Origin of the sequence: Streptomyces sp. ISL-36 (genome assembly GCF_018614205.1) — a bacterium.
In the GTDB taxonomy this organism is placed as follows: domain Bacteria; phylum Actinomycetota; class Actinomycetes; order Streptomycetales; family Streptomycetaceae; genus Streptomyces.
In genome coordinates this window covers 1-25,726 of sequence record NZ_JAGGOS010000023.1, presented here as the reverse complement: position 1 = coordinate 25,726, position 25,726 = coordinate 1, and the positions used below count along the sequence as shown (strand labels likewise).

23 protein-coding genes and 2 pseudogenes are annotated in these 25,726 nt (G+C 71.1%); 12 read left to right on the top strand and 13 right to left on the bottom strand.

Going from position 1 to position 25,726, the window contains the following annotated elements; genetic code table 11:
• Positions 1 to 2 precede the first annotated feature (2 nt).
• The 4 genes from trxA to J7E93_RS06305 form a co-directional block, all read right to left on the bottom strand.
• Complete coding sequence (trxA, locus tag J7E93_RS06320) at positions 3 to 344, bottom strand: thioredoxin (RefSeq protein ID WP_215066266.1); 342 nt, start codon at positions 342 to 344, stop codon at positions 3 to 5.
• Between the two features lie 4 nt (positions 345 to 348).
• A complete protein-coding gene (locus tag J7E93_RS06315) occupies positions 349 to 741 on the bottom strand; it encodes a MerR family transcriptional regulator (protein WP_215066265.1) in 393 nt (130 codons plus the stop codon).
• A gap of 58 nt (positions 742 to 799) precedes the next feature.
• Complete coding sequence (locus tag J7E93_RS06310; RefSeq protein ID WP_215066264.1) at positions 800 to 1,663, bottom strand: nitroreductase/quinone reductase family protein; 864 nt, start codon at positions 1,661 to 1,663, stop codon at positions 800 to 802.
• 100 nt (positions 1,664 to 1,763) lie between these two features.
• Positions 1,764 to 2,294, bottom strand: a complete 531-nt coding sequence (locus tag J7E93_RS06305; RefSeq protein WP_215066263.1) for an Lrp/AsnC family transcriptional regulator — start codon at positions 2,292 to 2,294, stop codon at positions 1,764 to 1,766.
• A 44-nt stretch (positions 2,295 to 2,338) separates the two neighbouring features.
• Here J7E93_RS06305 and J7E93_RS06300 point away from each other — a divergent pair, with 44 nt between their 5' ends.
• The 3 genes from J7E93_RS06300 (at position 2,339) to J7E93_RS06290 (ending at position 5,694) form a co-directional block, all read left to right on the top strand.
• On the top strand, positions 2,339 to 3,232 hold the full coding sequence (locus J7E93_RS06300; RefSeq protein WP_215066262.1) for an NAD-dependent epimerase/dehydratase family protein: 894 nt from the start codon (positions 2,339 to 2,341) through the stop codon (positions 3,230 to 3,232).
• On the top strand, positions 3,232 to 4,113 hold the full coding sequence (locus J7E93_RS06295) for an aldo/keto reductase (protein ID WP_215066261.1): 882 nt from the start codon (positions 3,232 to 3,234) through the stop codon (positions 4,111 to 4,113). Before J7E93_RS06300 ends, J7E93_RS06295 begins: the two co-directional genes overlap by 1 nt.
• 123 nt (positions 4,114 to 4,236) lie before the next feature.
• Complete coding sequence (locus tag J7E93_RS06290) at positions 4,237 to 5,694, top strand: glycoside hydrolase family 16 protein (protein ID WP_215066260.1); 1,458 nt, start codon at positions 4,237 to 4,239, stop codon at positions 5,692 to 5,694.
• Between the two features lie 118 nt (positions 5,695 to 5,812).
• Here J7E93_RS06290 and J7E93_RS06285 read toward each other — a convergent pair whose 3' ends face one another.
• The gene (locus tag J7E93_RS06285; RefSeq protein ID WP_215066259.1) at positions 5,813 to 7,177 is read right to left on the bottom strand and encodes a cation:dicarboxylate symporter family transporter; all 1,365 of its coding nucleotides are present in this window, start codon (positions 7,175 to 7,177) and stop codon (positions 5,813 to 5,815) included.
• 208 nt (positions 7,178 to 7,385) lie between these two features.
• Here J7E93_RS06285 and J7E93_RS06280 point away from each other — a divergent pair, with 208 nt between their 5' ends.
• The 5 genes from J7E93_RS06280 (at position 7,386) to J7E93_RS06260 (ending at position 12,318) form a co-directional block, all read left to right on the top strand.
• A complete protein-coding gene (locus J7E93_RS06280) occupies positions 7,386 to 9,164 on the top strand; it encodes a sensor histidine kinase (RefSeq protein WP_215066258.1) in 1,779 nt (592 codons plus the stop codon).
• Positions 9,161 to 9,865: a response regulator gene (locus tag J7E93_RS06275; protein ID WP_215066257.1), complete on the top strand. Its 705-nt coding sequence runs from the start codon at positions 9,161 to 9,163 to the stop codon at positions 9,863 to 9,865. The genes J7E93_RS06280 and J7E93_RS06275 overlap by 4 nt, the downstream gene beginning before the upstream one ends.
• A gap of 52 nt (positions 9,866 to 9,917) precedes the next feature.
• Entirely contained in the window at positions 9,918 to 10,625 is a 708-nt protein-coding gene (locus J7E93_RS06270; protein ID WP_215066256.1) for a helix-turn-helix transcriptional regulator, read from the top strand.
• 26 nt (positions 10,626 to 10,651) lie between these two features.
• Positions 10,652 to 11,395, top strand: a complete 744-nt coding sequence (locus J7E93_RS06265) for a tyrosine-protein phosphatase (protein WP_215066255.1) — start codon at positions 10,652 to 10,654, stop codon at positions 11,393 to 11,395.
• A gap of 107 nt (positions 11,396 to 11,502) precedes the next feature.
• Entirely contained in the window at positions 11,503 to 12,318 is an 816-nt protein-coding gene (locus J7E93_RS06260; protein WP_215066254.1) for a class I SAM-dependent methyltransferase, read from the top strand.
• A 59-nt stretch (positions 12,319 to 12,377) separates the two neighbouring features.
• Here J7E93_RS06260 and J7E93_RS06255 read toward each other — a convergent pair whose 3' ends face one another.
• Together J7E93_RS06255 and J7E93_RS06250 are read right to left on the bottom strand one after the other, a co-directional pair.
• Complete coding sequence (locus J7E93_RS06255) at positions 12,378 to 13,451, bottom strand: RICIN domain-containing protein (protein ID WP_215066253.1); 1,074 nt, start codon at positions 13,449 to 13,451, stop codon at positions 12,378 to 12,380.
• A gap of 238 nt (positions 13,452 to 13,689) precedes the next feature.
• Entirely contained in the window at positions 13,690 to 14,715 is a 1,026-nt protein-coding gene (locus J7E93_RS06250) for an ATP-dependent 6-phosphofructokinase (RefSeq protein ID WP_215066252.1), read from the bottom strand.
• Between the two features lie 244 nt (positions 14,716 to 14,959).
• Between J7E93_RS06250 and pta the strand changes: the two genes are divergently transcribed.
• The 3 genes from pta to pyk all read left to right on the top strand — a co-directional run bounded on the left by pta (position 14,960) and on the right by pyk (position 19,834).
• Entirely contained in the window at positions 14,960 to 17,059 is a 2,100-nt protein-coding gene (gene pta, locus J7E93_RS06245) for a phosphate acetyltransferase (RefSeq protein ID WP_215066251.1), read from the top strand.
• Positions 17,056 to 18,321, top strand: coding sequence for an acetate kinase (locus tag J7E93_RS06240; RefSeq protein ID WP_215066250.1), 1,266 nt, complete (start codon positions 17,056 to 17,058; stop codon positions 18,319 to 18,321). The genes pta and J7E93_RS06240 overlap by 4 nt, the downstream gene beginning before the upstream one ends.
• An 82-nt stretch (positions 18,322 to 18,403) precedes the next feature.
• Positions 18,404 to 19,834: a pyruvate kinase gene (gene pyk, locus J7E93_RS06235; protein WP_215066249.1), complete on the top strand. Its 1,431-nt coding sequence runs from the start codon at positions 18,404 to 18,406 to the stop codon at positions 19,832 to 19,834.
• Between the two features lie 89 nt (positions 19,835 to 19,923).
• On the opposite strand, the gene J7E93_RS06230 is transcribed toward pyk, so the two are convergent.
• The 4 genes from J7E93_RS06230 to J7E93_RS06215 all read right to left on the bottom strand — a co-directional run bounded on the left by J7E93_RS06230 (position 19,924) and on the right by J7E93_RS06215 (position 24,151).
• Complete coding sequence (locus tag J7E93_RS06230; RefSeq protein ID WP_215066248.1) at positions 19,924 to 21,219, bottom strand: hypothetical protein; 1,296 nt, start codon at positions 21,217 to 21,219, stop codon at positions 19,924 to 19,926.
• On the bottom strand, positions 21,209 to 21,832 hold the full coding sequence (locus J7E93_RS06225) for a DUF6114 domain-containing protein (RefSeq protein WP_215066247.1): 624 nt from the start codon (positions 21,830 to 21,832) through the stop codon (positions 21,209 to 21,211). The genes J7E93_RS06230 and J7E93_RS06225 overlap by 11 nt, the downstream gene beginning before the upstream one ends.
• 133 nt (positions 21,833 to 21,965) lie before the next feature.
• Positions 21,966 to 22,604, bottom strand: a complete 639-nt coding sequence (locus tag J7E93_RS06220; RefSeq protein WP_215066246.1) for a DUF6230 family protein — start codon at positions 22,602 to 22,604, stop codon at positions 21,966 to 21,968.
• A 581-nt stretch (positions 22,605 to 23,185) separates the two neighbouring features.
• Positions 23,186 to 24,151: a tetratricopeptide repeat protein gene (locus tag J7E93_RS06215; RefSeq protein ID WP_215066245.1), complete on the bottom strand. Its 966-nt coding sequence runs from the start codon at positions 24,149 to 24,151 to the stop codon at positions 23,186 to 23,188.
• A gap of 287 nt (positions 24,152 to 24,438) precedes the next feature.
• Here J7E93_RS06215 and J7E93_RS06210 point away from each other — a divergent pair, with 287 nt between their 5' ends.
• Positions 24,439 to 25,083 carry a TetR/AcrR family transcriptional regulator gene (locus J7E93_RS06210; protein ID WP_215066244.1) on the top strand — a complete coding sequence of 215 codons (645 nt, stop codon included), beginning with the start codon at positions 24,439 to 24,441 and terminating at the stop codon, positions 25,081 to 25,083.
• A gap of 109 nt (positions 25,084 to 25,192) precedes the next feature.
• Here J7E93_RS06210 and J7E93_RS06205 read toward each other — a convergent pair.
• Positions 25,193 to 25,459: pseudogene (locus J7E93_RS06205) on the bottom strand (transposase); the annotation flags it as partial.
• A pseudogene (locus J7E93_RS06200) lies at positions 25,459 to 25,726 on the bottom strand (IS5/IS1182 family transposase); the annotation flags it as partial. The pseudogenes J7E93_RS06205 and J7E93_RS06200, both read right to left, overlap by 1 nt.

Here is a 25,726-nt window from a genome sequence, read left to right as displayed (position 1 = left end):
TCTCACCCCTGGACGAGCACGTCCTCCAGCTCTTCCAGCAGGCGGCGCTTCGGGCGGGCCCCCACCATCGACTTCACGAGTTCGCCCGCCCGGAACACCATCAGCGTCGGCGTCGCCAGCACGCCGTACCGGAGCGTGATCTCCGGGTTCCTGTCCACGTCCAGCTGGACGATCTTCAGCCGGTCGGCCTGCTCCGACGCGACCGCGCCGAGGACCGGCGCCAGCTGGCGACACGGGCCGCACCAGTCCGCGGTGAACTTCACCAGGACGGGCAGCTCGGCGCCGAGGACCTCGGTGTCGAAGTCGGTGTCGGTCACCGTGGTGACACCCTCCACCTGGATCATGTCGTCATCCTCCGAGTTCGCATGTGGGTTCGGGGCCGCCGGGCAGTTCCGCCTCGGCCCGCAGCAGCTGCGCGGCGACCTGCGCCCGCACCGCCTGGAGCTGTTCGACGAGCCCGTCGAGCTCCGCGAGCTTGCGCCGGTACACGTCGAGGGAGGCGGGACAGGCGTCCCCCGCGGGGTGACCCGCCCGCAGGCACTCCACGAACGGCCGCGTCTCCTCCAGCTCGAACCCGAAGTCCTGCAGGGTCCGGATCTGCTGGAGCAGACGCAGGTCGTCCTCGTCGTACGTGCGGTAGCCGTTCTCCGTGCGCCGGGCGGCCAGAAGGCCACGGGACTCGTAGTACCGCAGAGTCCGCGTGGTCGTTCCGGCCCGCTCGGCCAGCTCGCCGATTCGCATGTCCCCGAACGTAAGCCTTGACGCCGACGTCAAGGCAAGAAGGAAATGCGGGAGGCGGTCAGCTGCCTGCCCTGAGCAGCGGAACGACCTGTTCCTCCTCGTAGGCGAAGTGAGTCTCCAGCTCCCCGCGGAGCCGGTCGAACTCCACGCGCAGCGCGCCGGGCTCGGCCTCGTCGAGGCGTGCGAGCAGGGCCTGGAGCTGGTCGAGGATGCGGGCGACCGTCGCGTGCTCGGCCTTCAGCCGGTCGAAGGCGTCGGCCTTCTCCGGGAAGGCGCGGGCCAGGTAGGGGAAGAGGCCCGCGTCCTCGCCGCCGTGGTGGACGGCCATCGCCGAGCAGAAGGTCAGGCAGTGGCGGCGCAGCTCCACCGTGAGCCCGGGGGCGGTGCGGGTGTCGAGCCCGTCACTGAGGGCGGCGAGTTCCGAGCGCAGCCAGTCGTGGATCTTGATCAGCTCGTCGGCGAGGGCATCGAGCCGGTTCGGCGGGGTGTAGTCGTCCTCGGGGATCCGGTAGAGAGCGACGACGGGGATGATCCGGTCGGTCGCCTTCTGGTAGTCGGCGTACCCCGGTGCCGCGGCGACCACCTTGGCGAAGAGCTCATCGCGCTCGGCGCCGGTGGCGGCGACGGCCGTGGCCTGCCAGGTGTCGGCGCCCAGCTCCACGGTGACCGTGGGGTTCACCAGGATGTTCCGGTACCAGTCGGGGTGCCGGTCGGAGCCGCCGGCCGAGCCGGTGACCAGGAGCCGGTCGCGGCCGTTCTCGTCCCGGTCCTCGACGAAGCCCAGCGGCGTGGTGTGTTCGTTTCCGGACCGGGCGCCGGTGGTGGTGAGAAGAAGGAGCACCCATCCCTCGAAGGGGCCGCCGAGCTTGCCGGCGTTGGTGCGGAACTCATCGATGATCCGCGTGTGGAAGTGGAGAGGCAAAGCCGTCCCTACGGTCCTCTTGCCTCCATGCCTCCGCTTTCCAGCGCGGACCGGCACGCGACGCGAGTTCCTTCATCTCAACGGCAGCGGCTCCGTGTTGTCAAGAACCGTTCTCGCCGGGAGGGAGCAGGGGTTTGCGCTCCACCGGTGAGGACAGGACGATCGAGGTGGTCGTCCGGCCGAGCGCCGACGTCTGCTCCAGGACGTCTTCGAGGTGGATCGTGTCGGTGACGGCGACCTTGAGGATCCAGCAGTCCTCGCCGACGACGTGGTGGACCTCCAGAACCTCGGGACGGGCGGTCAGTTCGAGGGTCCGGGGGTGCTTGAGGGTGTAGCCGCCGTGCGGGTTGACCCGGATGAAGGCCTGAATGCCGTAGCCGAGCCGGGCCGGGGAGACGTGCGCGCCGTACCCGGTGATCGCCCCGCACGCCTCAAGGCGGCGCACCCGCTCGGTGACGGCCGCCGGGCTGAGCCGGACGCGCCGGCCGAGCTCGCTGAGCTTGATGCGGCCGTCGCTCTGGACGAGGTCCAGGATCCGCCGGTCGACGGCGTCGAAGGCGCCGACCGAGGTTTCGTTGGTGGCGGGACGCAGATGCCGAGGTTCTTTCGGTGCGGCGGCCGGGACTCCCATGTTTCCCCCTTCAGATGGCGAGCGCACAACGTAACACTTGTCGTATGGACATTCTGATCATCGGCGGGAATCGGTATTTCGGAAAGCGGCTGACGGCCCGTCTGCTGGAATCGGGGCATTCGGTGACGGTGCTCAATCGCGGTTCTTCCGACGCCGTCGCGGGAACGACCCGGCTGGTCGCCGACCGGGACGACGAGGCGGCACTGGAGACCGTCCTGGGCGACCGGAATTTCGACGTCGTCATCGACCAGGTCTGTTACACCCCGCGCCAGGCGGCAATCGCCAGGCGGGTGTTCGGGCCGCGCACCCGGCGTTATGTGATGACGTCGACGGTGGAGGTGTACGAGTACGAGAACTCGGCCGTGCCCGTACGGGAGGAGGCCGTCGATCCCCGTACGGTCGCCGTCGACCTGGACCTCCCCTGGGACGAGCCGGAGTTCCTCGAAGCGCACTACGGAGAGGGAAAGCGGCAGGCGGAGGCGGTCTTCGCGGCCGGTCCCCCCTTCCCGTACACGGCGGTGCGGGTGACCCATGTGCTGGGCGGGGAGGACGACTTCACCGGACGGGTCGACCATTACGCGCGCCGCATCCGGGCCGGTGAGCCGATCGCCGTTCCGGTGGTCAACCACCCGGCCACCTATGTGTATGTCGAGGAGATAGCGCGATTCCTGGCGTGGGCGGTGGAGTCGGAATTCACCGGGCCGGTGAACGCCCATTCCCACGGCCTTCTCACCACCAGGGAGATCTGCGCGGAGATCGAGAGGCAGGTGGGCGGCCGGACCGTTTTCCAGGAGGTGGAGGTCGGGGAGGTGTCGCCGTTCTCCTTCTTCCGTTCCTACGGAATGGACAACGCGCGGGCGGTCGCTCTGGGGTACACGTTCACACGTACCGCCGACTGGCTGGCGCGGGCCGTCTCCGAGACGGTGGGGGCGCGCTGATGCGGTACCGCATGATCGGGGACCTACGGGTCGGCGCGATCGGGCTCGGCGCGATGCCGCTCTCCATCGAGGGCCGTCCCGACGAGGCGCGCGCCCTGGCCACGGTCCACGCGGCCCTCGACGCGGGCGTCACCCTGCTGGACACCGCGGACTCCTACCATCCTCCGGGCGGTGAGCCCGGGGAGGGCGAGCTGCTCGTGGCGCGGGCGCTGGCCTCGTACGGCGGCCGGACGGACGGCGTGCTGGTGGCGACGAAGGGCGGCCGGGGGCGTACGGCCGACGGCGGCTGGACCGTGGACGGCCGTCCCCCGCATCTGCGGCGGGCGGCCGAGGCCTCCGCGCGCCGGCTCGGCGGGGAGGCGATCGGGCTCTACCAGCTGCACAAGCCGGATCCGGAGGTGCCGTACGCCGAATCACTGGGCGCCCTGAGGGAGTTGCTGGACGCGGGTACGGTCCGGCTGGCGGGGATCTCCAATGTGGACGTGGCGCAGATCCGGCTCGCGCGGGAGATCCTCGGCGACCGGCTGGTCTCCGTACAGAACCGGTACTCCCCCGCCGTGCGGTCGAGCGACGCGGAGCTGCGGCTCTGCGCGGAGCTCGGGCTGGCCTTTCTGCCGTGGAGTCCCCTGGGCGGGATCTCGCGCAGCTCGCTGGACGGGGCGTCGGCCGTGGAGGAGGACCCGGAGTTCGGGGGGTTCCACCGGGTGGCGCGGGCGCGCGGGGTGAGCCCGCAGCGGGTGGCGCTGGCCTGGCTGCTCTCGCGCTCGGAGACGGTGCTGCCGATCCCGGGGGCGAGCCGGCCGGAGACGGTACGGGACTCGGCGGCGGCAGCCGAACTCGTGCTGGATACACGCGAGTTGGCCGAGCTGGGCGTTCAGTAGGCGAAGGCACCGGACCCATTGACGGGGCCGGTGTCTCCAACTACAAAAGCTTCCTGAGAGCGCTCTCAGCACTGGCACTCCCCCCGCACACCCCCCGCGCACCACCTCCCGGAGGTGTTCTCCTTGAGTTCCCCGAGCCGCGTCAGACGCACTTCCCTGCTCGCCTCGCTCCTCGCCGCCGCACTCGCCGCGGGCGCCCTGCTCGGGCTGGGCGGAGCCGGCACCGCCAGCGGCGCCGTCCCCCCGGCGCCCGGCTGGTCGCTCCAGTGGAGCGACGACTTCAACGGCCCCGACCGCGCCCTGCCCAACGGCGCCGACTGGCAGATCGACACCGGTCACGGCTACCCCGGCGGCCCCGGCAACTGGGGCACCGGAGAGATACAGAACTACACGTCGAGCCCGGACAACCTGCGCCTCGACGGCACCGGCAACCTCCGGATCACCCCGCTCAGGGACGGTGCGGGCAACTGGACGTCCGCCCGGATCGAGACGAAGAGGGCCGACTTCAAGGCCCCCGCGGGCGGGACCCTGCGCATCGAGGGCCGGATCCAGATGCCGAACGTGACCGGTGACGCCGCCCTCGGCTACTGGCCCGCGTTCTGGGCGCTCGGCTCGCCCTACCGGGGCAACTACTGGAACTGGCCGGCCATCGGCGAGTTCGACATCATGGAGAACGTCAACGGTCTCAACTCCGTCTGGGGCGTGCTGCACTGCGGCGTGAACCCGGGCGGCCCCTGCGGCGAGACGACCGGCATCGGCGCGAGCCGCACCTGCCCGGGCGCGAGCTGCCAGTCGGCGTTCCACACCTACCGCTTCGAGTGGGACCGCTCGGTCTCCCCCAACGAACTGCGCTGGTACGTGGACGACCAGCTCTTCCACAGCGTGAACGAGACCCGGGTGGGCGCCCAGGCGTGGGCCGACATGACGAGCCACGCGGGCTACTTCATCCTGCTCAACGTGGCCATGGGTGGGGCCTTCCCGGACGCTCTGGCCGGAAAGACGCCGACGGCCGCGACCGTCCCGGGACGGCCCATGCTGGTCGACTACGTGGCGGTGTGGACGAAGGGCGGCGGCTCGACGACCACCCCGCCGCCGACGACTCCCCCGCCGTCGGGGTCCTCGCAGCTGTACCTGCGGACGGGCGGCGGAGCCGGGGACGCGGCCTCCGCGACGACGGTGTCCCTGGCCTCGGCGGGCGGCGCCAACCACGACGGTGTCCCCACCGACCCGCAGGTCTTCACCTCCGGCCCGATCACGCGGACGTACAACGGCGGCGCGACCCGGTTCGACCTGTTCGTCGACGCGGGATCGGTCGTGGCCAACGGCCAGCAGATCAGGGTGAGTTACGACCGCACCGGCGACGGGAGCTGGGAGCGGGTCGAGACGTACCAGTACTTCGCGACCGATCCCGTACCGGGCTACGAGCACTACACCCAGGCGAGTGGCCTGAAGTCGGCGACGGGAAGCCACGGGAACCTGGTGAACGGCCGGGTGCGGATCGAGGTGTGGAACGCGATCGGGAACGGCCCGAGCACGCTCGGGATCGGCAACCAGTCGGTGGTCGGGATCCCGTTCTCCTGACCACCCGGACGTACACGAGCGACGACCCCGGCCGGAAGTGCGGCCGGGGTCGTCTCCGTTCCCCGGGGCCCGGATCCGGCTCAAGGCCCGGGACCCGGGGCGGTCTGCGGGGCGGGCGTCAGACGCCCGCGCGCGCCTTCTCCTCGCCGTCCTCGGCCCGCTGGTCCGGGAGGGGCGACTCCTCGGTCCGCGGCGCGTGGTCGTCGACCAGGGTCGTCTCGTCGAAGGGCACCCTGCCGGCCAGGACCTCGGAGACGCGGGCCTTGTCGATCTCCTTGGTCCAGGTGCCGACCAGGACGGTGGCGACCGCGTTGCCCGCGAAGTTGGTCAGGGCGCGGGCCTCGCTCATGAAGCGGTCGATGCCGACGATCAGACCGACGCCGTCGACCAGCTCGGGCCGGTGGGACTGGAGACCACCGGCGAGGGTGGCCAGACCGGCGCCGGTCACGCCCGCCGCGCCCTTCGACGCGATGATCATGAAGACGAGGAGGGAGATCTGCTCGGCGAGCGAGAGCGGGTTGCCCATCGCCTCGGCGACGAAGAGCGAGGCCATCGTCAGGTAGATCGCCGTGCCGTCCAGGTTGAAGGAGTAGCCGGTGGGGACGGTGATGCCGACGACCGGCTTGCTGACGCCGAGGTGCTCCATCTTCGCGATCAGCCGCGGCAGCGCCGACTCCGAGGAGGAGGTGGAGAGGATCAGCAGGAACTCCCGGCCGAGGTACTTCAGCAGCGCCAGGATGTTGACCCCGGCGACCAGCCTCAGCAGCGTGCCGAGCACCACGAAGACGAAGAGCGCACAGGTGATGTAGAAGCCGATCATGATGACCGCGAGCGACTTGAGGGCGTCGATACCGGTCGCGCCGACGACGGCCGCGATGGCGCCGAACGCACCGACCGGCGCCGCCCACATGATCATGGCGAGGATGCGGAAGACGAGCCGCTGGATGTGCCCGATGCCCCGCAGGACGGGCTCCCCGGCCTTGCCCATCGCCTGGAGCGCGAAGCCCGCGAGGAGCGCGACGAGCAGGGTCTGCAGGACCTCGCCCTCGGTGAAGGCGGAGACCAGCGTCTTGGGGATGATCCCGAGCAGGAAGTCCGCGGTGGACTCGCTCGCGCCGTCGGCCTGCTTGGCGCCGGCCTCGGCGACCTCCTTGGTCAGGTGGAGGCCGGAGCCGGGCTCCAGCAGGTTGCCGACGACCAGGCCGATGGCGAGGGCGACGGTGGACATCACGAGGAAGTACCCGAGCGCGAGGCCGCCGACGGCGCCGACCTTGGCGGCCTTCCGGACCGAGCCGACGCCGAGGACGATCGTGCAGAAGATGATCGGCGAGATCATCATCTTGATCAGGTTCACGAAGCCGGTGCCCAGCGGCTTGAGCTCGACGGCGACGCCCGGCGCGACGAAACCGACCGTGATGCCGAGCAGCACGGCGCCGATGACTGCGAGATACAGGTAATGGGTACGGTCCCGTTGTGCGGCCACGGGGTCCTCCTCGTGCTGATGGGTGTCCACGTCCCGGTGGATCCCCGCGACTATCCATCAGCCTGTGACCCGGGTCACCGTTGCGTTCCTTTCGTTCACGCACGGCCCGGATTCACCCGGCCGGGAGAAGGCCCGCGGCCGCGGGAATCCGAGAACGATTCGGGAACGGCATTCCACGGCGCAAATCCGGCCAGGCACACTTACCGACATGCGCCTACCGTTCCCCCGGCCCCGCAGCCTCGCCGGCCAGCTCTTCGCGATGCAGGTCGTGCTGGTGGCCGCGATCGTGGCCGGATGCGCTGTCTTCGCCTACGTCACCGACCGCGCCCAGGCCGAGGAGACCGCGCGCCGCCAGTCCACCGCGACCGCGACCGCCGTGGCCGAGTCCCCCTCGGTCGTCGAGGCGGTCCGCTCGGCGGACCCGACGGCGCGGCTCCAGCCGTACGCCGAGTCGCTGCGCGGGCACGCCGGGGTCAACTTCGTCGTGATCATGGCGCCGGACGGGACGCGCTGGACCCATCCGGAGCCGGCCGAGATCGGACGTACGTACCTCGGCCACATCGAGCCCGCGGTCCAGGGGCGGATCTTCTCGGAGACGCACATGGGCGTGCTCGGACCCTCGGTCCGTACGGTCGCTCCGGTGTACGACGACGGCCGGGTGATCGCCCTGGTGAGCGCGGGCATCACCATCGAGACGATCAGTGAGCAGGTACGGGAGCAGGTCACGGCCCTGCTCGGGATGGCCGGGGCCGCACTGGCGCTCGGCGGCATCGGTACGTACGTCATCAACGCCCGGCTGCGGCGGCACACGCACGGGATGAACGCGGCCGAACTGAGCCGGATGCACGACTACCACGAGGCGGCGCTGCACGCGGTGAGCGAGGGGCTGGTGATGCTGGACGGGCAGCGGCGGATCGCGCTCATCAACGACGGGGCGCGGGAGCTGCTCGGTCTGGACGCGACGGTGGTGGGCAGGCCGGCGGCCGAGCTGGGGCTGCCGACGTCGCTCACGGGCGCACTGCTGTCCTCGGAACCGCGGGTGGACGAGCTGCATCTCACGGTCGAGCGGGTGCTCGTGGTCAACACCAGGCCGGTGGTGGGCGGCGAGCGCAGGGGCACGGTCGTCACGCTCCGGGACCGTACCGAGCTCCAGGCGCTCTCCGGGGAGCTGACCTCGGAGCGGGGCTTCACCCAGGCACTGCGCTCGCAGGCCCACGAGGCGGCGAACCGGCTGCACACGGTCGTCTCGCTGATCGAGCTCGGGCGGGTGGACGAGGCGGTCGGCTTCGCGACGGCGGAGCTGGAGCTGGCCCAGGCGCTCACCGACCGGGTCGTCGACGCGGTCGGGGAGCCGGTCCTCGCGGCGCTGCTCCTCGGCAAGGCGGCGCAGGCCAACGAGCGGGGCGTGGAGCTGGTGCTGACCGAGGACAGCCGGATCGACGACGGCCTGCTGCCGCCGGCGATCCCGTCCCGGGACCTGGTCACGATTCTCGGCAACCTGATCGACAACGCGGTCGAGGCGGCGAGCGGAACGCTCCACCCGCGGGTCACGGTCACCGCCCTGGCGCGGGACGGCGAGCTCCTGATCCGCGTCGGCGACACGGGCCCGGGGGTCGACGAGGAGGACGCGGACGCCGTCTTCGAGCGCGGCTGGTCGACCCACGGCGCGGGCCGGGGCCTGGGCCTCGCCCTGGTCCGCCAGGCGACGGCCCGCGCCTCGGGCACGGTGACACTGGCCCGCTCCCCGGAGGGCGGTGCGGAGTTCACCGTACGGTTGCCGCTGACCTCGGCTCCGGGCCCGGCGGCCCCGGCGACCGCCGGGCAGGCCCCGGACGGTGGAGGGGCGGACGGCGGGCAGCCTGACACCGGGCGGGTGGACGCTGGACAGGTGGACGCGGGGCGGGTGGACGCCGGGCGGGTGGACGCGGGACAGGTGGACGCGGGCGGCGCCGCCGCGTCGGTGGCCGGGGCGGAGGCGGCGGTATGAGCGATGCCGTCGACGCCATCCGGGTCCTCGTCGTCGAGGACGATCCCGTCGCGGCGGACGCCCACGCGCTCTACGCCGGGCGGGTGCCGGGGTTCGTCGTCACCGGGGTCGCCCACTCCCGGGCCGCCGCCGTACGGCTCCTCGACCGCACGCCGGTCGACCTGATCCTGCTCGACCTGTACCTGCCCGACGGCCACGGCCTCCAGCTGCTCCGGTCGCTCCGCGCCGCCGGGCACTCCGCCGACGTGATCGCCGTGACCTCCGCCCGCGATCTCGCGATCGTGCGCGAGGGGGTCTCGCTCGGGGTGGTCCAGTACGTGCTGAAACCGTTCACCTTCGCGACCCTCCGGGACCGGCTCACCCGGTACGCCGAGTTCCGCGCCAGCGCCGGCGAGGCCTCGGGGCAGGACGAGGTGGACCGGGCGCTGGCCACGCTGCGCACCCCGCAGCCCGCCTCGCTGCCCAAGGGGCTGAGCGCGCCCACCCTGGAGGCCGTCACCCGTACGCTCAGGGACTCGGCCGCCGGCCTCACCGCGGCCGAGGCGGGGGCCGCAGTGGGGATCTCGCGGATCACCGCGCGCCGCTATCTGGAACATCTCGTCATGGAGGGGCGGGCCGCGCGGGCGCCGCAGTACGGACAGATCGGGCGTCCCGAGCTGCAGTACCGCTGGCTCACCACGGCCGAACGTGGTCGTTACTGATCAGTTCCGACGTTTCTACGACATCTGGGGTTGGGGGAACGCACCGTAGCCAATGGTCACGTTCCGCACCTACCGTGTCGACGTGCAACCCTCTCCCCCCTCTCCTCCCTTCGACGCCCTCGCCGCGCGCCGGCTGCGTGAAGGCCTCGGCATGGCCCCGGGCCATGTCGCCTACGGCCTGCGCGCGCAGTACGGCCTCGGCGTCACCCCCGACACGGTCGTCGCCTGGGAACGCGGCCGGCTCGCCCCGACCGCCCAAGAGCTCACCGCGCTCGCCGGCGTCCTCTGGTGCGCTCCCGGCGACCTCCTGGCGGCCGCCACCACTCTGCGCGAGCACCGGCTGGCCCGCGGCCTCGCGCCGGACGATCTGGCGCGCCGGGTCGGCCTGGACGCGAACAGCTATCTGAAGATGGAGGAATCCGGCCGCTGGCGCGGGAACGAACGCCAGACCGCGGCCCTCGCCGAGACCCTGGGGCTCGGACCGCGCGCGCTGCTGACGGCGACCGGCCGGAACGACGACCTGGCCGCGCTGCTGCGGGACGCGGCGACCACGCGCTGGCAGGCGTACGTCCGCCCCGCCGTGAAGATGCTGCCGCTGCCCAAGCAGATCCTGGAGTCGGCGCTGCAGCGGCTGCACACGGATTACCACGCGAAGATGGCCGCGACGAGCAGCTGGGGTGCGTCGGGTGGCAGCGGCGACTCGGGCCGCGCGTACCTGGACGAGATCGTCGATCACTTCTGGGCGGCGACCGGTTCGTAGCCATGGGCCGCCCGTAGGGTGTCGCCGTGAGACGACACATAGCCTTCGAGCGCCTGCACAACTTCCGTGATCTGGGCGGCTATCGGACCGCCGACGGCGGGACCGTCCGCTGGAACACCCTCTTCCGTTCCGACTCCCTCGCCAAGCTCGACGGCAAGGATCTGGAGCGCTTCCACGAGCTGGGCGTGGAGACGGTGATCGACCTGCGCTACCCGTGGGAGATCGCCGCCAAGGGCCGTCTGCCCGAGACCCCCGAGACCGCCGGCGTCGTCCGGCACAACCTGAGCATCGAGCACCGCCCCTACGACCAGGCGGAGATCGATCCCGGCCTCGACCCGTGGCACTACCTCGCCGACCGGTTCACCGAGGTCGCCACCGACGGGGCGGCCGAGCTGCGCGAGGCCCTGGAGGTGATCGCGGCGGCGGACGGGCCGCTCGTCTTCCACTGCGCCTCGGGCAAGGACCGCACCGGACTGCTGGCGGGCGTGCTCCTGGGCCTCCTCGACGTCTCCGACGAACAGATCCTGGACGACTTCGCCCTGACCGAGCTGGCCACCGAGCGGCTGATCGCCGACTGGCGCGCGGCCCACCCGGGGCGCGAACTGCGCTGGCCGGGGTACGGGCGGGCGCCCGCGGACATCATGCGGCTCTTCCTGGCGGACCTGCGCCGCGACCACGGCTCGGTGTACGCGTACGCCACCGGCCATGTCGGCCTCGACCTGTCGGCGGTGCAGGCCCTGCGGACCCGCCTGGTGGAGTACGCCGCCTGAGGGTGTCCCGTAACCGGGCTCCACCTGCTTCCTCCACTTGTCCTGAGCCGCCGGCCGGACTCGCGTGCCTGCGACTCGTGAGGCACTGAAGCGGGGATCGTAGGGCCATGAAGAAGCGGGGATCGGACGTGTGGGAGGCCGGGGCCGCGTACGAGCGGTACATGGGTCGGTGGAGCCGGCCTGTCGCGGAGGACTTCACGGCGTGGCTCAACTGCGCGGATGGCCTGAGGTGCGTGGACGTGGGATGCGGTACCGGTGTGCTGTCGGCTGTGGTAGCCGCCCGGCGCCGGCCCCGACAGATGGTGGGAATCGACCGGTCCGAGGGGTTTGTGGGCTCAGCCCGCACCACTGCTCCCGTCTCGACGCACTTCATCGTGGCAGACGCGATGTCGCTTCCCGTGCGCGCTGAAGCGTGTGACCTTGTCATCAGCGGTCTGGCCCTGAACTTCTTTGCCGTGCCCACCGCGGCGGTGGCCGAAATGACCCGAGTGGTCCGGCCAGGTGGCCTGATCGCGGCGTATGTGTGGGACTACGCCGACGGCATGGGCTTCGTTCGCCGATTCTGGGACGCCGTCATCGAGGTGGATCCGTCCGCGGCCGCACTGGACGAGGGCCGCCGGTTCCGGGTGTGCCGGCCGGAGCGGTTGCGCGCGGTGTGGGCTGACGTGGGACTCGTTGACGTGTCGACCGCCTCGATCGAGGTGCCGACCGTCTTCGCCGACTTCGCCGATCTGTGGGAGCCCTTCCTGGCGGGGCAGGGCCCTGCACCGAGCTACCTGGCCACCCTCACCCCGGCCGAGCGGGGCCGAGTGCGTGACGCGCTCAGCTCGGCTGCCCCCAGGGGGTTGGACGGTTCTATCGCACTCACCGCCCGGGCCTGGATGGTGAAAGGCCGGAAGGCGTTCCACACCGAGGCGAGGTGAGGACTGTCCGGTCACGACTCGGGATACCGCAGGATCCGCTCGTCTCCCCGTCACGCCTACTAGGGGGCCGTGGCCCGGCGGTCGAAGCTGAAGAGCTGGCCTGGGGCGTCCGGCCGGCAGGGCGCCTGGGCCAGTCTCGACCAGGGGGCCGTGCGGTCGCCGAGGACGGTCACGCAGGTGCCGGGGGTCGCCGATCCGACGGGGACGATCCGGTAGCCGGTGACCGGGGTCCCGAACGCCTCCAGGCGGAACCGCTCCACGCGGGTCGGGTCGCCGCACTCCGAGTCCTCCAGGGCGGCGTCGGGGATGCGGCCGCCGGACGGGATCCCCGAGCAGCCGGGGCCGTAGTCGGGGTGGTCGGAGACGATCTGCCAGGTTCCCGCGCCGAGATCCTTGAGCGAGTAGCGGGGGACGTCCGCGCCCGCGCACTCCACCTGGTGGACCTGGCCCGTCCTGGCACCGCGGCGCTCGTTGAGGCAGAGGTCCGAGCCGATCACCCGGATCCGTACGTCCCCGGCGGCGGGTGCCGTCAGCCGCTTCGGGCCGTGGCCGGTCTCCTCGCCCTCCTGGACGAGGGCGACGACCACGCTGACCGCGGCGAGGACGAGCCCGGCGACGGCGACGAGCGCGACGAGCGTCCTGCGTATTCGCCGGCGTGGGTCGGGGTCGGAGTCGGAGTCGGAGTCGGGATCGGGGCGCGCGCCCCGGGGTTCCGGCCTGGGCTCCTGCGCACCGGGCCACCGTGGTCCGTCCACCGCGTCCCCGTCCTCGGCCTCGTCGCCGTCCCGCTCCAAGGCCGGGGCCGAAAGCACCGGACCCGCCGCCGCGTGGACACCTCGTACCGCCAGCTCCTTGCGGACCACCTGCCAGGACTCCAGCGCCCCGGGTCCCACCCCGCAGGCGCGGACGAAGGCGGTGAGGAGCTCCTCGCGGGGCACGGTCGAGCGGGCCAGCATGTTCGCCACCGTCGAGCGCGGCAGGACGTCGCCGACCGCCTCGGCGCGGGCCGACAGCTCGCGGTAGGTCAGCCCGGACCAGTCCTTGAGCGCCTGCAGCTGTGCGATGAACGCGGCGGGATCGGTGGCCTCCCGCGGGTCCGGCGCGCTCCGCCCGCCGGTGTGTCCCTCGGTCATGACTCTTCCCGCCCCTCCCGTGACCTGCCCGCCGGACGTGCCCGAACGGAGTTGGGACATGTCCGGGACAGGCGTAAGCCTTGTTGATCGCGCGGTTCGGCTCAAGAGTGAAATCGGCAATTCCGGTCGGGGGCCGGAACGCCACGGGGGACGCGAACGGCCCCGGTCCTCCACGGGGGAGACGACCGGGGCCGTTCGGCGGAGCGGTTCCGGGACGAGGCCCGGCCGGCGGCCCGGGTCAGAAGACCGACTCGGCCTCGGACATCCGGCTCTCCGGCACGGTCTTCAGCCGCGTCACGGCCTCGGCCAGCGGCACCATGAGGACGTCCGTCCCCCGCAGCGCGGTCATCCTGCCGAACTCGCCGCGGTGCGCCGCCTCCACGGCGTGCCAGCCGAAGCGGGTGGCGAGCACCCGGTCGTACGCCGTCGGTGTGCCGCCCCGCTGCACGTGCCCGAGGATGACGGGCCGCGCCTCCTTGCCGAGGCGGCGCTCCAGCTCGACCGCGAGCCGGTTGCCGATGCCCTGGAAGCGCTCGTGACCGTACTGGTCGATCTCGCCCTTCTGGTACTCCATGGAGCCCTCGGCCGGGTGCGCGCCCTCGGCGACGCAGACGACGGCGAACTTCTTGCCGCGTGCGAAGCGTTCCTCGACCATCTTGACGAGGTCGTCGACCTGGAAGGGGCGTTCGGGCAGGCAGATGCCGTGGGCGCCGCCGGCCATGCCGGACTCCAGGGCGATCCATCCTGCGTGGCGGCCCATCACCTCGACGACCATCACCCGTTGGTGGGACTCGGCAGTGGTCTTCAGACGGTCTATGGCCTCCGTCGCCACGCCCACGGCGGTGTCGAAGCCGAAGGTGCGGTCGGTGGAGGAGATGTCGTTGTCGATCGTCTTGGGGACGCCGACGACGGGCATGCCGGCGTCGGAGAGCAGCCGGGCGGCGGTCAGAGTGCCCTCGCCGCCGATCGGGATGAGGACGTCGATGCCGTACTTCTTCGCCAACTCAGGCGCGGACTCGGCGGCTTCGGAGAGGCGGTTGCGCTCCAGCCGGGCGGAGCCGAGGATGGTGCCGCCGCGGGCGAGGATGCCGCTGACGGCGTCGAGGTCGAGGGGCCGGTAATGCCCGTCCAGGAGACCCTTGAACCCGTCCTCGAAGCCGATCACCTCGTCGCCGTGTCCGGTCAGCGCCCGGTGCACGACCGACCGGATCACTGCGTTCAGGCCGGGACAGTCGCCGCCTGCGGTGAGAACTCCGATGCGCATCGTGCTGTGTCTCCTGCTCGGGTAGTGGTACGTGAGCCCTGCCGATTCTCCCACGCCCGGCTCTCGCGGTCGCGCTCCCGACCACTCCGCGCGTCCGGCGGGAGGGCCTTTCGTCCCCTTCTTCCCGGCCTTTCGTCCGGCAAGCGTCCTATCCACCCGCAGAGGTATTGTCAAGAGGGCATTGCCACCCTACCGGGCTTTTTTGAACACACTCGGTTGACAGGACTGGACAGGAGACCACGGCGTGACGCGCAGCGTGTACGTGACCGGGATCGACCGCGGAGACGGCCGGCAGGTCGTCGAGCTGGGAGTCATGGAGCTCCTGACCCGCCAGGTGGACCGGGTGGGGGTGTTCCGGCCGCTGGTGCACGACGGTCCCGACCGGCTGTTCGACCTGCTGCGGGCCCGCTACCGGCTCTCCCAGGACCCGGCGACCGTCTACGGCATGGACTACCACGAGGCGTCGGCGCTGCAGGCCGAACAGGGCACCGACGAGCTGGTCTCCCGGCTCGTCGACCGCTTCCACGCCGTCGCCCGCGACTACGAGGTCGTCCTGGTCCTCGGTACGGACTTCGCGGCCACCCAGCTCCCCGACGAGCTGGCGATCAACGCCCGCCTCGCCAACGAGTTCGGCGCCTCGGTGATACCCGTGGTCGGCGGCAAGGGCCAGCCCGCCGAGTCCGTACGGGCCGAGGCCCGTAACGCCTTCCGCGCGTACGACGGTCTCGGCTGCGACGTCCTCGCGATGATCGTCAACCGGGTGGCGGCCGACGACCGCGCGGCCATCGCCGAGCGGCTGGCGGCCCGGCTGCCGGTGCCCTGTTACGTCCTGCCCGACGAGCCGGCCCTCGCCGCTCCCACCGTCTCCCAGATCACCCACGCGCTCGGCGCCTCGGTGGTGCTCGGCGACGAGGCGGGCCTGGCCCGGGACGCCCTCGACTTCGTCTTCGGCGGCGCGATGCTGCCGAACTTCCTCAACGCGCTGACCCCCGGGTGTCTGGTGGTCACCCCCGGGGACCGCGCCGACCTCGTCGTGGGCGCCCTCGCCGCCCACTCGGCCGGCACGCCGCCCATCGCGGGGGTGCTGCTCACCCTCAACGAGCGGCCCAGCGAGGAGATCCTCACCCTGGCCGCCCGCCTCGCGCCCGGCACCCCGGTCATCTCGGTCCCCGGCAACAGCTTCCCCACGGCCGCCGAACTCTTCTCCCTGGAGGGGAAGTTGAACGCGGCCACGCCCCGCAAGGCGGAGACCGCACTGGGTCTCTTCGAGCGGCACGTGGACACCGCCGATCTGCTGAAGCGGATCTCGGTGGCGCGCAGCGGCCGGGTCACCCCGATGATGTTCGAGCACGAACTTCTCGAGCAGGCCCGCGCCGACCGGCGCCGGGTGGTGCTGCCGGAGGGCACGGAGGAGCGGGTGCTGCGCGCGGCCGACGTGCTGCTGCGCCGGGACGTCTGCGACCTGACCCTCCTCGGTGACGTCGAGGTCATCCGTAAGAAGGCCGCCGACCTGGGCATCGACCTCTCCTCGGCCACGACCCAGCTGATCGACCCGCAGACCTCCGAGCTGCGCGACTCCTTCGCCGCGAAGTACGCCGAGCTGCGCGCCCACAAGGGCGTCACCGTGGAGCTCGCGTACGACGTCGTCTCGGACGTCAACTACTTCGGCACGCTGATGGTCCAGGAGGGGCTGGCCGACGGCATGGTCTCCGGTTCGGTCCACTCCACCGCCGCCACCATCCGGCCCGCCTTCGAGATCATCAAGACGAAGCCGGACGCCTCGATCGTCTCCTCGGTCTTCTTCATGTGCCTGGCGGACAAGGTGCTGGTGTACGGCGACTGCGCGGTCAATCCGGACCCGAACGCCGAGCAGCTCGCCGACATCGCCGTCCAGTCGGCGGCGACCGCGGCCCGCTTCGGTGTCGAGCCGCGGATCGCGATGCTCTCGTACTCCACCGGCACCTCCGGTTCCGGCGCGGACGTCGACAAGGTGCGCGAGGCGACCAAGCGGGTACGGGAGTCCCGCCCGGAGCTGCGGATCGAGGGGCCCATCCAGTACGACGCGGCGGTCGAGCCGTCCGTCGCCGCGACCAAGCTGCCGGGGTCGGAGGTGGCCGGGCAGGCGAGCGTGCTGATCTTCCCGGACCTCAACACCGGCAACAACACCTACAAGGCCGTGCAGCGTTCGGCCGGCGCCGTGGCCGTCGGCCCTGTCCTGCAGGGTCTGCGCAAGCCCGTGAACGACCTCTCGCGCGGCGCGCTCGTCAGCGACATCGTCAACACGGTCGCCATCACGGCGATCCAGTCCCAGGTCCCCGCACAGGGTCAGGAGCTCCCCGCATGACCGCCCACCCGTCTCCCGCCACCGCCCCGTCCGACGAGCTTCGCTCGGCCCGTCCCGCCTCGCGTGTCCTCGTCCTCAACTCCGGCTCGTCGTCGGTGAAGTACCAGCTCCTGGAGATGCGGGACGGCAGCCGGCTCGCGGTCGGCCTGGTGGAGCGGATCGGTGAGGGGAACTCGCGGCTCGTCCACACCCCGCTCCAGGGCGGCGGCGCCTCCAGGCGCGAGAGGACCGGCCCGATCGCCGACCACGCGGCCGCGCTGAAGTCGGTGGCCGAGGAGCTGGCGGCGGACGGCCTGGGTCTGGACTCCCCGGAGCTGGCCGCGATCGGCCACCGGGTGGTCCACGGCGGGCTGCGGTTCTCCGCCCCGACCGTGATCGACGACGCGGTGCTCGCGGAGATCGAGCGGCTCGTCCCGGTGGCGCCGCTGCACAATCCCGCCAACCTCACGGGTATCCGTACGGCGATGGATCTGCGCCCCGATCTGCCGCAGGTGGCGGTCTTCGACACCGCCTTCCACACGACGATGCCGGAGTCGGCGGCGCGTTACGCGATCGACGTGGAGACCGCGGACGCGCACCGCATCCGGCGGTACGGGTTCCACGGCACCTCGCACGCGTACGTCTCGCGCGAGACGGCGAAGCTGCTGGGCAGGGCGCCGGAGGAGGTGAACGTGATCGTGCTGCACCTGGGCAACGGGGCCTCCGCCTCGGCCGTCCGGGGCGGTCGGTGCGTGGACACCTCGATGGGTCTGACGCCGCTGGAGGGCCTGGTCATGGGCACCCGCTCGGGCGACATCGACCCGGCGGTCACCTTCCACCTCAAGCGGGTCGCGGGCATGTCCGAGGACGATGTGGACGTCCTGCTCAACAAGAAGAGCGGCCTCGTCGGGCTGTGCGGCGACAACGACATGCGGGAGATCCGCCGCCGGATCGACGAGGGCGACGAGCGGGCCCGGCTCGCCTTCGACATCTACATCCACCGGCTCAAGAAGTACATCGGGGCGTACTACGCGGTACTCGGGCGGGTGGACGCGGTGGTGTTCACGGCGGGTGTCGGCGAGAACGCGGCTCCGGTGCGGGAAGCTGCGATCGCCGGTCTGGAGGAGCTGGGCCTCGCGGTGGACGCCGAACTGAACTCCGTACGATCCGACGAGGCGCGCCTGATCTCGCCGGAGTACGCGCGGGTGGCGGTCGCCGTGGTGCCGACGGACGAGGAGCTGGAGATCGCCAGGCAGAGCTACGCGCTGGTGCGCGGAGAGTGAACGCCTGAGCGGACCTCCGCCCATTTGTACTTTCCGCCAGCCGGAATATTCCGCAGTGAAACAAACCGATAGGATCCGCCTCATGCGCCGTTCCAAAATCGTCTGCACGCTGGGCCCCGCCGTCGACTCGTATGAGCAGCTGAAGGCTCTCATCGAGGCCGGCATGAACGTGGCCCGATTCAACATGAGCCACGGGACCCAGGCCGAGCACCAGGAGCGGTACGACCGTCTCCGCAGGGCGGTGGCGGACACCGGCCGCGCCGTCGGCGTGCTCGCCGACCTCCAGGGCCCCAAGATCCGGCTGGAGACCTTCGCGGAGGGTCCCGTCGAGCTGGTGCGCGGTGACGAGTTCACCATCACCACCGAGGACGTCCCGGGTGACAAGTCCATCTGCGGCACCACGTACAAGGGTCTGCCCGGCGATGTCTCCAAGGGCGACCAGGTCCTGATCAACGACGGCAACGTCGAGCTGCGGGTCGTGGAGGTGGAGGGCCAGCGGGTCAAGACGATCGTCGTCGAGGGCGGCGTCATCTCCGACCACAAGGGCATCAACCTGCCCGGCGCGGCGGTCAACGTGCCGGCCCTGTCGGAGAAGGACGTCGAGGACCTCCGCTTCGCGCTCCGCATGGGCTGCGACATGGTCGCGCTCTCCTTCGTCCGTGACGCCAGCGACGTCAAGGACGTCCACAAGGTGATGGACGAGGAGGGCCGCCGGGTCCCCGTCATCGCCAAGGTCGAGAAGCCGCAGGCCGTCGAGAACATGGAGGGCGTCGTCGCCGCCTTCGACGCGGTCATGGTGGCCCGTGGCGACCTGGCGGTGGAGTACCCGCTGGAGAAGGTCCCGATGGTGCAGAAGCGCCTCGTGGAGATGTGCCGCCGCAACGCCAAGCCGGTCATCGTCGCCACCCAGATGATGGAGTCGATGATCACCAACTCCCGCCCCACGCGTGCCGAGGCCTCCGACGTGGCCAACGCGATCCTGGACGGCGCGGACGCGGTCATGCTGTCGGCGGAGTCGTCCGTCGGCGCGTACCCGATCGAGACCGTGAAGACGATGTCGAAGATCGTCGTCGCGGCCGAGGAGGAGCTGCTCTCCAAGGGCCTGCAGCCGCTCGTGCCCGGCAAGAAGCCGCGTACGCAGGGCGGCTCGGTGGCCCGCGCGGCCGCCGAGATCGCGGACTTCCTGGGCGGCAAGGCGCTGATCGCCTTCACCAAGTCCGGTGACACCGCCCGCCGCCTGTCCCGCTACCGCGCGTCGCAGCCGATCCTGGCGTTCACCACGGACGAGTCGACCCGCAACCAGCTCACCCTGAGCTGGGGCGTGGAGTCCTTCCTCGCCCCGTTCGTGGAGACGACCGACGCGATGGTCGACCTGGTCGACGCGGAGCTGCTGAAGCTCCAGCGCTACAACGAGGGCGACACCATGGTCATCACGGCCGGCTCGCCCCCCGGCGTCCCCGGCACCACGAACATGGTCCGGGTGCACCACCTCGGTGGCGCCGAGCGGGCCTGACGCCTGCCCCGCACACGAGGAGGGCCCCCGTCCGGATCGGACGGGGGCCCTCCTCGTATTGCGGCTCCCGGATGGGTTCGTACGAACGATCAGCTGGGCTCGATCGTGTTGCGCAGGCCGGGGACCGTGAGCGTGCCGCCGAACTGGCCGGCCTGGATGACCTCCACGTCGGTGAAGATGGCGAACGGTACGTCGAGCGGCGGCGGGGTCTGCGGGTTGAAGGTGACCGGGATCAGGCCGAAGAGGTTGCCCTTCAGCTGCTCCGTGTACATGGTCACCGTGCCGTTGCTCATGGTCGACGTCGAGCCCTTGTCGGACCGCACGTGTCCGGTGAGGCCGTCCGAGTGCACCGTGCGCTGGTGCAGGTCCTTGATGTCGACCCCGTCGCTCGCGGTGAACTTCAGGACCTTCTTGATCTTGCCGCTGCCCGTCTTGACCTCGACGATGCCGTGGTACTTGAGGCCCTTCAGCGTGAGCTTCGTGCTGTTCAGGATCCACGGCTCGTCCGGCAGGAGGGGGAGGCCCTGCTCCAGCTCCGCGGCGGCGAGCGCCTCGGGGTCGGGCTCGGGGCACGGCAAGCGCGGCTTGGCGCCCTCCGGTATGTCCTCGTCCTTCTTGGCGTCGAGGCCCTTGGCGTCCTCGGACAGCTCCTCGACCTTGGCGCCCGCCTTGTCGGCGGCGTCCTTGATCGCCTCCTTGGTCCTGTCGACCGGGGCGTCGGCCTGGGGAGCCGCATCCGTCTTCGGATCCGTCTTCGGCGCCGTGGTGGGAGCCGTGGTGGGAGCCGTCGTCGGCTTCTCCGCCGGGGTGGTGGCCGTCGGCGACGGGGTGCTCGTCGGCGGGGTGTCCGGCCCGTCGAAGATGTCCTTGATCTTGTCGCCGATGCCCAGCGGGTCGAGCGGATTGACGCTCTTCGTCGCGGTCGGGGTGGGCGTCGGGGCCTGCGACTGCTCCGTGCTCGCCTTCGCGGTCTCCTCCGCCGAGGGGCTGGCGCCCGGTGCGGGCGTCTCCTGCTCCTCGGTGGCGTCCGGCTTCGGCTCCGTGGTCGGGCTCGGGCTCGTACTCGCGCTCGCCGTGGGCTCGGGCGTCCCCGTCTCGGCGGGCTTGGTCGACTCCTCGGTCACAGGCTCGTCCGAGCGGGTCACGCACGGACCGGGCGCGAAGGGGATGTCGTTCTCGTCGGCGAGGGCCATCTTCGGAGCCATGCCCATGCCCATGAGGACGGCGGTCGGCATGGCCGCCAAGGCCATCGCCTTGCCCGCGGGCCCCTGGATCTTGTTCAGCAGGGACTTGCGCGGTGCCGCGTGCCGCGGACCCCTTCTTGCCAGAGTGGCGCCGTCGCCAGCCGTCGCCGACTGCGTCGACTGTGTTTCGTCACCCCGCACTGTTCCTCCCGCCGTTGGCGTCGATCGTCGTTTCGGTCGCCTGCGCACCGGGGCCCGCGTACGGGTCCGGCTCCTCACCGGCGCGCTGCTCCGGGACCGGCAGCGGGTCGACGGTGTCGAAGCCCCCGTCGCCTTCCGGGCCCAGCGGCGGACCGTCGTACTTGTGCTCGCCCACGGCGGCCTCGGTCTCGGCCCGCTCCGCGGTGTCCGCGCCCTCCACAACCTCCGGGGCCGGGGCCCAGGCGACGGAGAGCCCGCCACCCACCAGCGCCAGCAGGAACCCGATGAAGAAGCCGCCGAGGTTGGAGACAGGGATGGAGACCAGCGCCAGCACGATCGCCGCGACACCCGCGAACACCCGGACGATGGGCTGGAACCACATCGTCAGTCCGAGCGTCACCAGAAGCACACCGATGATCAGCGCTCCCGCGCCGCCCGTGGTCGCCATGGCGATCGTCATGTTGCCGAGTCGCATGTCGGCGTACGGGAAGTAGGCGATCGGAAGGCCGCCGATCATGGTGAACAGGCCGCCCCAGAACGGCCGGCTGCCTCGCCAGTCGTGGAAGCGGCGCTCGTTCGGGACTCCGCGGGAAGCAGTGGACTCGGCGCTCATGGAAAACAGCTCCCTGGAAGCGGTGTTGCTGAGAAGTAGAGAAAGCGGCGCGATGGCCGGGAACGGGCGGGGCCGCACGAGCGGTCGGCGGCCCGCGCCCGCCGGGCAGTTACTGCCGGAGTGCCACCGAGTCCTACTCGGTGAAGCACTCCTTGGTGCCCTTGTGCAGCTTCAGGCTCAGGTTGCTGAGCTTGAAGGTTCCGGCGGTGGTCGCCCACGCCTTCTGCTCCACGTTGGTCAGCTTCGCCGTCTTGGCGCGCTGCGAGAAGCCGTACGGGTTGGCCTGGGTGCCCGGCTGGATGCCCGGGTCCTTCAGGGAGCCCGCGGCCACGCCGATGTCGATGTTGCCGAACTCGGCGTCCGCCTTCAGCGAGGAGACATCGAGGTAGATGTCCTTCGCGTAGACGGGCTTCTTCGGGTCCGTACCGGCGCGCAGCTCCAGGGAGACGTTCCCGATGAACGGAACGTCCGGAGTGACGACGGACTGGCACATGTTGGTGATCCAGGCCTCGGAGAAGCCCGAGACGCCGACCGGCTCCGCGAACGGCTTGCCGTGCAGGTCCTTGCCCGCCGCGACGCTGCCGTACTGCACGAAGTCATTGCCGACGAGGCTGTCGGCCTTCACCTTGAACTCCTGGCCGGAGATGCTGAAGGACGCGGCGAGCGCGCCCTGGGCCAGGCCCACACCGATCGCGGCCGTCGCGGCCACGCTCGGCACCATGACAACGGCGAACCGCTTCCATCTGGTCCCGCCACGAACCTGGGACTTCATGAGAATCCTCCTTCTCGGACGTACATCTCCGGATGGGCCCAGGGCCCGTCCTGGGATGGGAGAAGTGCTACGTCCTCGGGAAGGAGCGCCGAACACCGGGCGCGAGGCGCGTCCGATCCACCGGCGATCACCCCCGAGCGACAACCACTGGCCACGCCTTGCGCGCAACCTCCTTGGACAGGCCCTGCCGGTGAGAGCAGGAACCCCCCTGTCCACGGCCGGCGTCACCGCCGGCCCGCTCGGTGGGGACCCTCGCCGCGGCCCGGCTGGTTGCCGGGGCTGGTGCGGTGGAGGACCGAGCGTCGCCGATCGTTGTCCATTCCGGGCCGGGGCACAAGGGGGTTCGTTACTCACTAGTAACGGCCCGATAACCACGCCACGACAGGGCGATGTCGGGCGGCCACACAGGGTGCAGCCGACGGGTGCCCTACTTCAGGAGGATGAGGGTGAAACCCGGACAGAAAAGCGGGTTCGATTTACTGCAAGTAACAGCGGCCGCGTTTACCAAGTTTTGGTAAAACGCGGCCGCGTTCTGTCACTGTGTCGCCAAATCGGCGCCGTCCCGGGTGGGAGGGAACGGGTCAGAAGAGCACCCGGGCGAGGGCCTGGCGGCCCGCCGTCACCCGCGGATCGTCCGGCCCGATGACCTCGAACAGTTCCAGGAGCCGCAGCCGCGCCGCGTCCCGCTCCTCGCCGGCCGTGCGGCGCACCGCGTCCACCAGTCGCCCGAAGGCGTCCTCGACGTGACCGCCCACCAGATCGAGGTCGGCGGCGGCGATCTGCGCGGTGACGTCGGCCGGGTTGTCGGCCGCGTTCTGGCGCACCTGCTGCGGGTCCATGTCCTGCACCCGGGCGAGCAGCTCGGCCTGCGCCAGGCCCAGCTTCGCCTCCGGGTGGCCGGGGTCGTCGGCGAGCACGTTCTTGTACGCCTGGACGGCACCGGCCAGGTCACCGGCGTCCAGCGCGGACATCGCCGCTTCGAGCAGGGCGTCGTACGGTCCGGCCGGCATGGGGGCCGGGGCGGATCCCTCCGCGTCGGCGTCCACCGGGATGCCGGTGAGGCCGAAGCGCTCCTCGCCGACCTGGATCAGCTGGTCCAGGGTCTGCCGGATCTGCGCCTCGGGCGCCGCACCCTGGAAGAGCGGCAGCGCCTGGCCGGCGACCACCGCGAAAACGGCCGGAATTCCCTGGATGCCGAACTGCTGCATCAGCATCTGGTTGGCGTCGACGTCGATCTTGGCCAGCAGGAAGCGGCCGTTGTACTCCACGGCGAGCCGCTCGAGGAGGGGGCCGAGCTGCTTGCACGGCTCGCACCACTCGGCCCAGAAGTCGATGACGACCGGGACCTCGGCTGAGCGCTGCAGGACATCGCGCTCGAAGCCGGCCTCGTCGACATCGATCACCAGGGCAGAAGGGGCGACGGCCGCGGAGCCACCCTGCCGGGCGGCCTCGGCGCGCGCCTGCTCCGCCTTGGCCTTGGCCTCTCCGGCCGCCTTCACCGCGGCGAGGTCGACGACGCCGCTCATGGACATGTTTCTGGGCTGCATGAGTACATCCTCCCCCTTCCGCGCGCGTAACCGGTAAGCCATGGCTGAACCGTGCCGTCCGCAGGCCTCCCGCCGGTATGCGAGGCGTACGGACGTACACGGTTCATTGTTTCGATGTGCCGGGTCCCCACCCGGCACGTGTGGTTGTCGCTCGGGCCGCTCAAAGCCTTTCGCTACAGGTCGTAGCGTAACTGGAAGCCCCCGGGCCGAGGCAAGAACTCCCCGGTGAACTGGCTCACATCACGCACCTCTGGCGCGATACCTACCGGCGGGTATGGTCGAGCACCATGTGCAGCCGTACCAGCCCCCGACCCCGTGCCACGGGACGCCCCGGTCGCCCCCGCTCCGCCGAGGCCGACACGGCGATCCTGGTGGCGACCCGCGCCGCCCTGGTCGAACTGGGCTGGTCCAAGCTGACGATGGGGGACGTCGCGACCCGGGCGGGGGTCGCGAAGACCACGCTCTACCGGCGCTGGGCCAACAAGAACGAACTCGTCGTCGACGCCGTCGCCGTCCTCTTCGACGAACTCGAACTCCCGGACCTGGGAAGCCTGCGGGCCGACATCGAACACGTGGTACTCCAGTTCGCGGCGCTGCTCCAGCGGCCGGAGACCAAGACCGCGCTGATGGCGGTGGTCGCCGAGTCCACCCGCGACGAGCCGCTGCGCGAACGGATCCGCACCTCCATCGTGGACCGGCAGAAGCGGCTGGTCCTGGAAGGCCGCCAGCGCGCCCAGGAGCGCGGCGAACTCCCCGCCGACCGGGACCCCGGGGCGATCGACGGCACCGACGACCTGATCTTCGACGTGATAGCGGGCGCGGTGGTCCACCGCGCCCTGGTCAGCGCGGAACCGGTCGACCAGGCCTGGGTCCAACGCTTCACCGCCCTCCTCATCGGCGGCCTCGGCGCGGCGGCGGCGGCGCGCGGCTGATCGCGCGGCCGATCGCAAGGCGGAGGGTGCGCGGCCGATCGCAAGGCGGGGGCGGCACCGGAGTTCCGGACACCGTTGGCGAATGCCCCTTCACTCCGCCCCACCGGATTTATCCGGTGGGGCGGAGTGCTGCGAAGTGTGAAGTGCGGGTGGGGGCGAGTGGTGTGCCGGTGAGCCATGCGTCGAGGCGGACGAGGTTCATTCCGGCGGCGGTCAGTATGTGTTGCAGGTGGGTCTTGGGGTGGCCTCGGTAGCGGGATTTGCGCAGGCCGAAGGCGCGGACGCCTTGCGCGATGGTGCCTTCGATGCCTGCGCGGTGCCCGTAGCGCTTCTGCCACTGCTCGGTCTGCTGGTCCCGTCTGGCTGTGCGTAGTGCTACTCCACTGCGGGAAGCTCTCGTAGCCAGGCAGGCGCATCGGCGGACCAGACGGAGCTCAGGAGCGTCATGCCGTCCTGGCCGACCTGTTCGCCATGCGCGACCCGAGCGGCCCACCGGCTGGGGAACTTCGTGTCCTCCGGCCGGGCAGAGTAGCGGTCGAACCACTGCGGTGGCGTTCGGCCGGCCAGCCACTGCGGGGCGGCCGCGGCCAGCGCGTTGAGCGCGGCCCGCACTGTCTCGACGACGGACTCCAGCCGGTTCAGA

Coding starts and splice junctions, on each gene's coding strand:
- J7E93_RS06210 (WP_215066244.1), top strand. CDS start 24,439: ATGTGCAGCCGTACCAGCCCCCGACCCCGTGCCACGGGACGCCCCGGT.
- J7E93_RS06275 (WP_215066257.1), top strand. CDS start 9,161: ATGAGCGATGCCGTCGACGCCATCCGGGTCCTCGTCGTCGAGGACGAT.
- J7E93_RS06250 (WP_215066252.1), bottom strand. CDS start 14,715: ATGCGCATCGGAGTTCTCACCGCAGGCGGCGACTGTCCCGGCCTGAAC.
- J7E93_RS06255 (WP_215066253.1), bottom strand. CDS start 13,451: ATGACCGAGGGACACACCGGCGGGCGGAGCGCGCCGGACCCGCGGGAG.
- J7E93_RS06215 (WP_215066245.1), bottom strand. CDS start 24,151: ATGCAGCCCAGAAACATGTCCATGAGCGGCGTCGTCGACCTCGCCGCG.
- pyk (WP_215066249.1), top strand. CDS start 18,404: ATGCGCCGTTCCAAAATCGTCTGCACGCTGGGCCCCGCCGTCGACTCG.
- J7E93_RS06260 (WP_215066254.1), top strand. CDS start 11,503: ATGAAGAAGCGGGGATCGGACGTGTGGGAGGCCGGGGCCGCGTACGAG.
- J7E93_RS06295 (WP_215066261.1), top strand. CDS start 3,232: ATGCGGTACCGCATGATCGGGGACCTACGGGTCGGCGCGATCGGGCTC.
- J7E93_RS06280 (WP_215066258.1), top strand. CDS start 7,386: ATGCGCCTACCGTTCCCCCGGCCCCGCAGCCTCGCCGGCCAGCTCTTC.
- J7E93_RS06300 (WP_215066262.1), top strand. CDS start 2,339: ATGGACATTCTGATCATCGGCGGGAATCGGTATTTCGGAAAGCGGCTG.
- J7E93_RS06220 (WP_215066246.1), bottom strand. CDS start 22,604: ATGAAGTCCCAGGTTCGTGGCGGGACCAGATGGAAGCGGTTCGCCGTT.
- trxA (WP_215066266.1), bottom strand. CDS start 344: ATGATCCAGGTGGAGGGTGTCACCACGGTGACCGACACCGACTTCGAC.
- J7E93_RS06225 (WP_215066247.1), bottom strand. CDS start 21,832: ATGAGCGCCGAGTCCACTGCTTCCCGCGGAGTCCCGAACGAGCGCCGC.
- J7E93_RS06270 (WP_215066256.1), top strand. CDS start 9,918: ATGGTCACGTTCCGCACCTACCGTGTCGACGTGCAACCCTCTCCCCCC.
- J7E93_RS06305 (WP_215066263.1), bottom strand. CDS start 2,294: ATGGGAGTCCCGGCCGCCGCACCGAAAGAACCTCGGCATCTGCGTCCC.
- J7E93_RS06315 (WP_215066265.1), bottom strand. CDS start 741: ATGCGAATCGGCGAGCTGGCCGAGCGGGCCGGAACGACCACGCGGACT.
- J7E93_RS06240 (WP_215066250.1), top strand. CDS start 17,056: ATGACCGCCCACCCGTCTCCCGCCACCGCCCCGTCCGACGAGCTTCGC.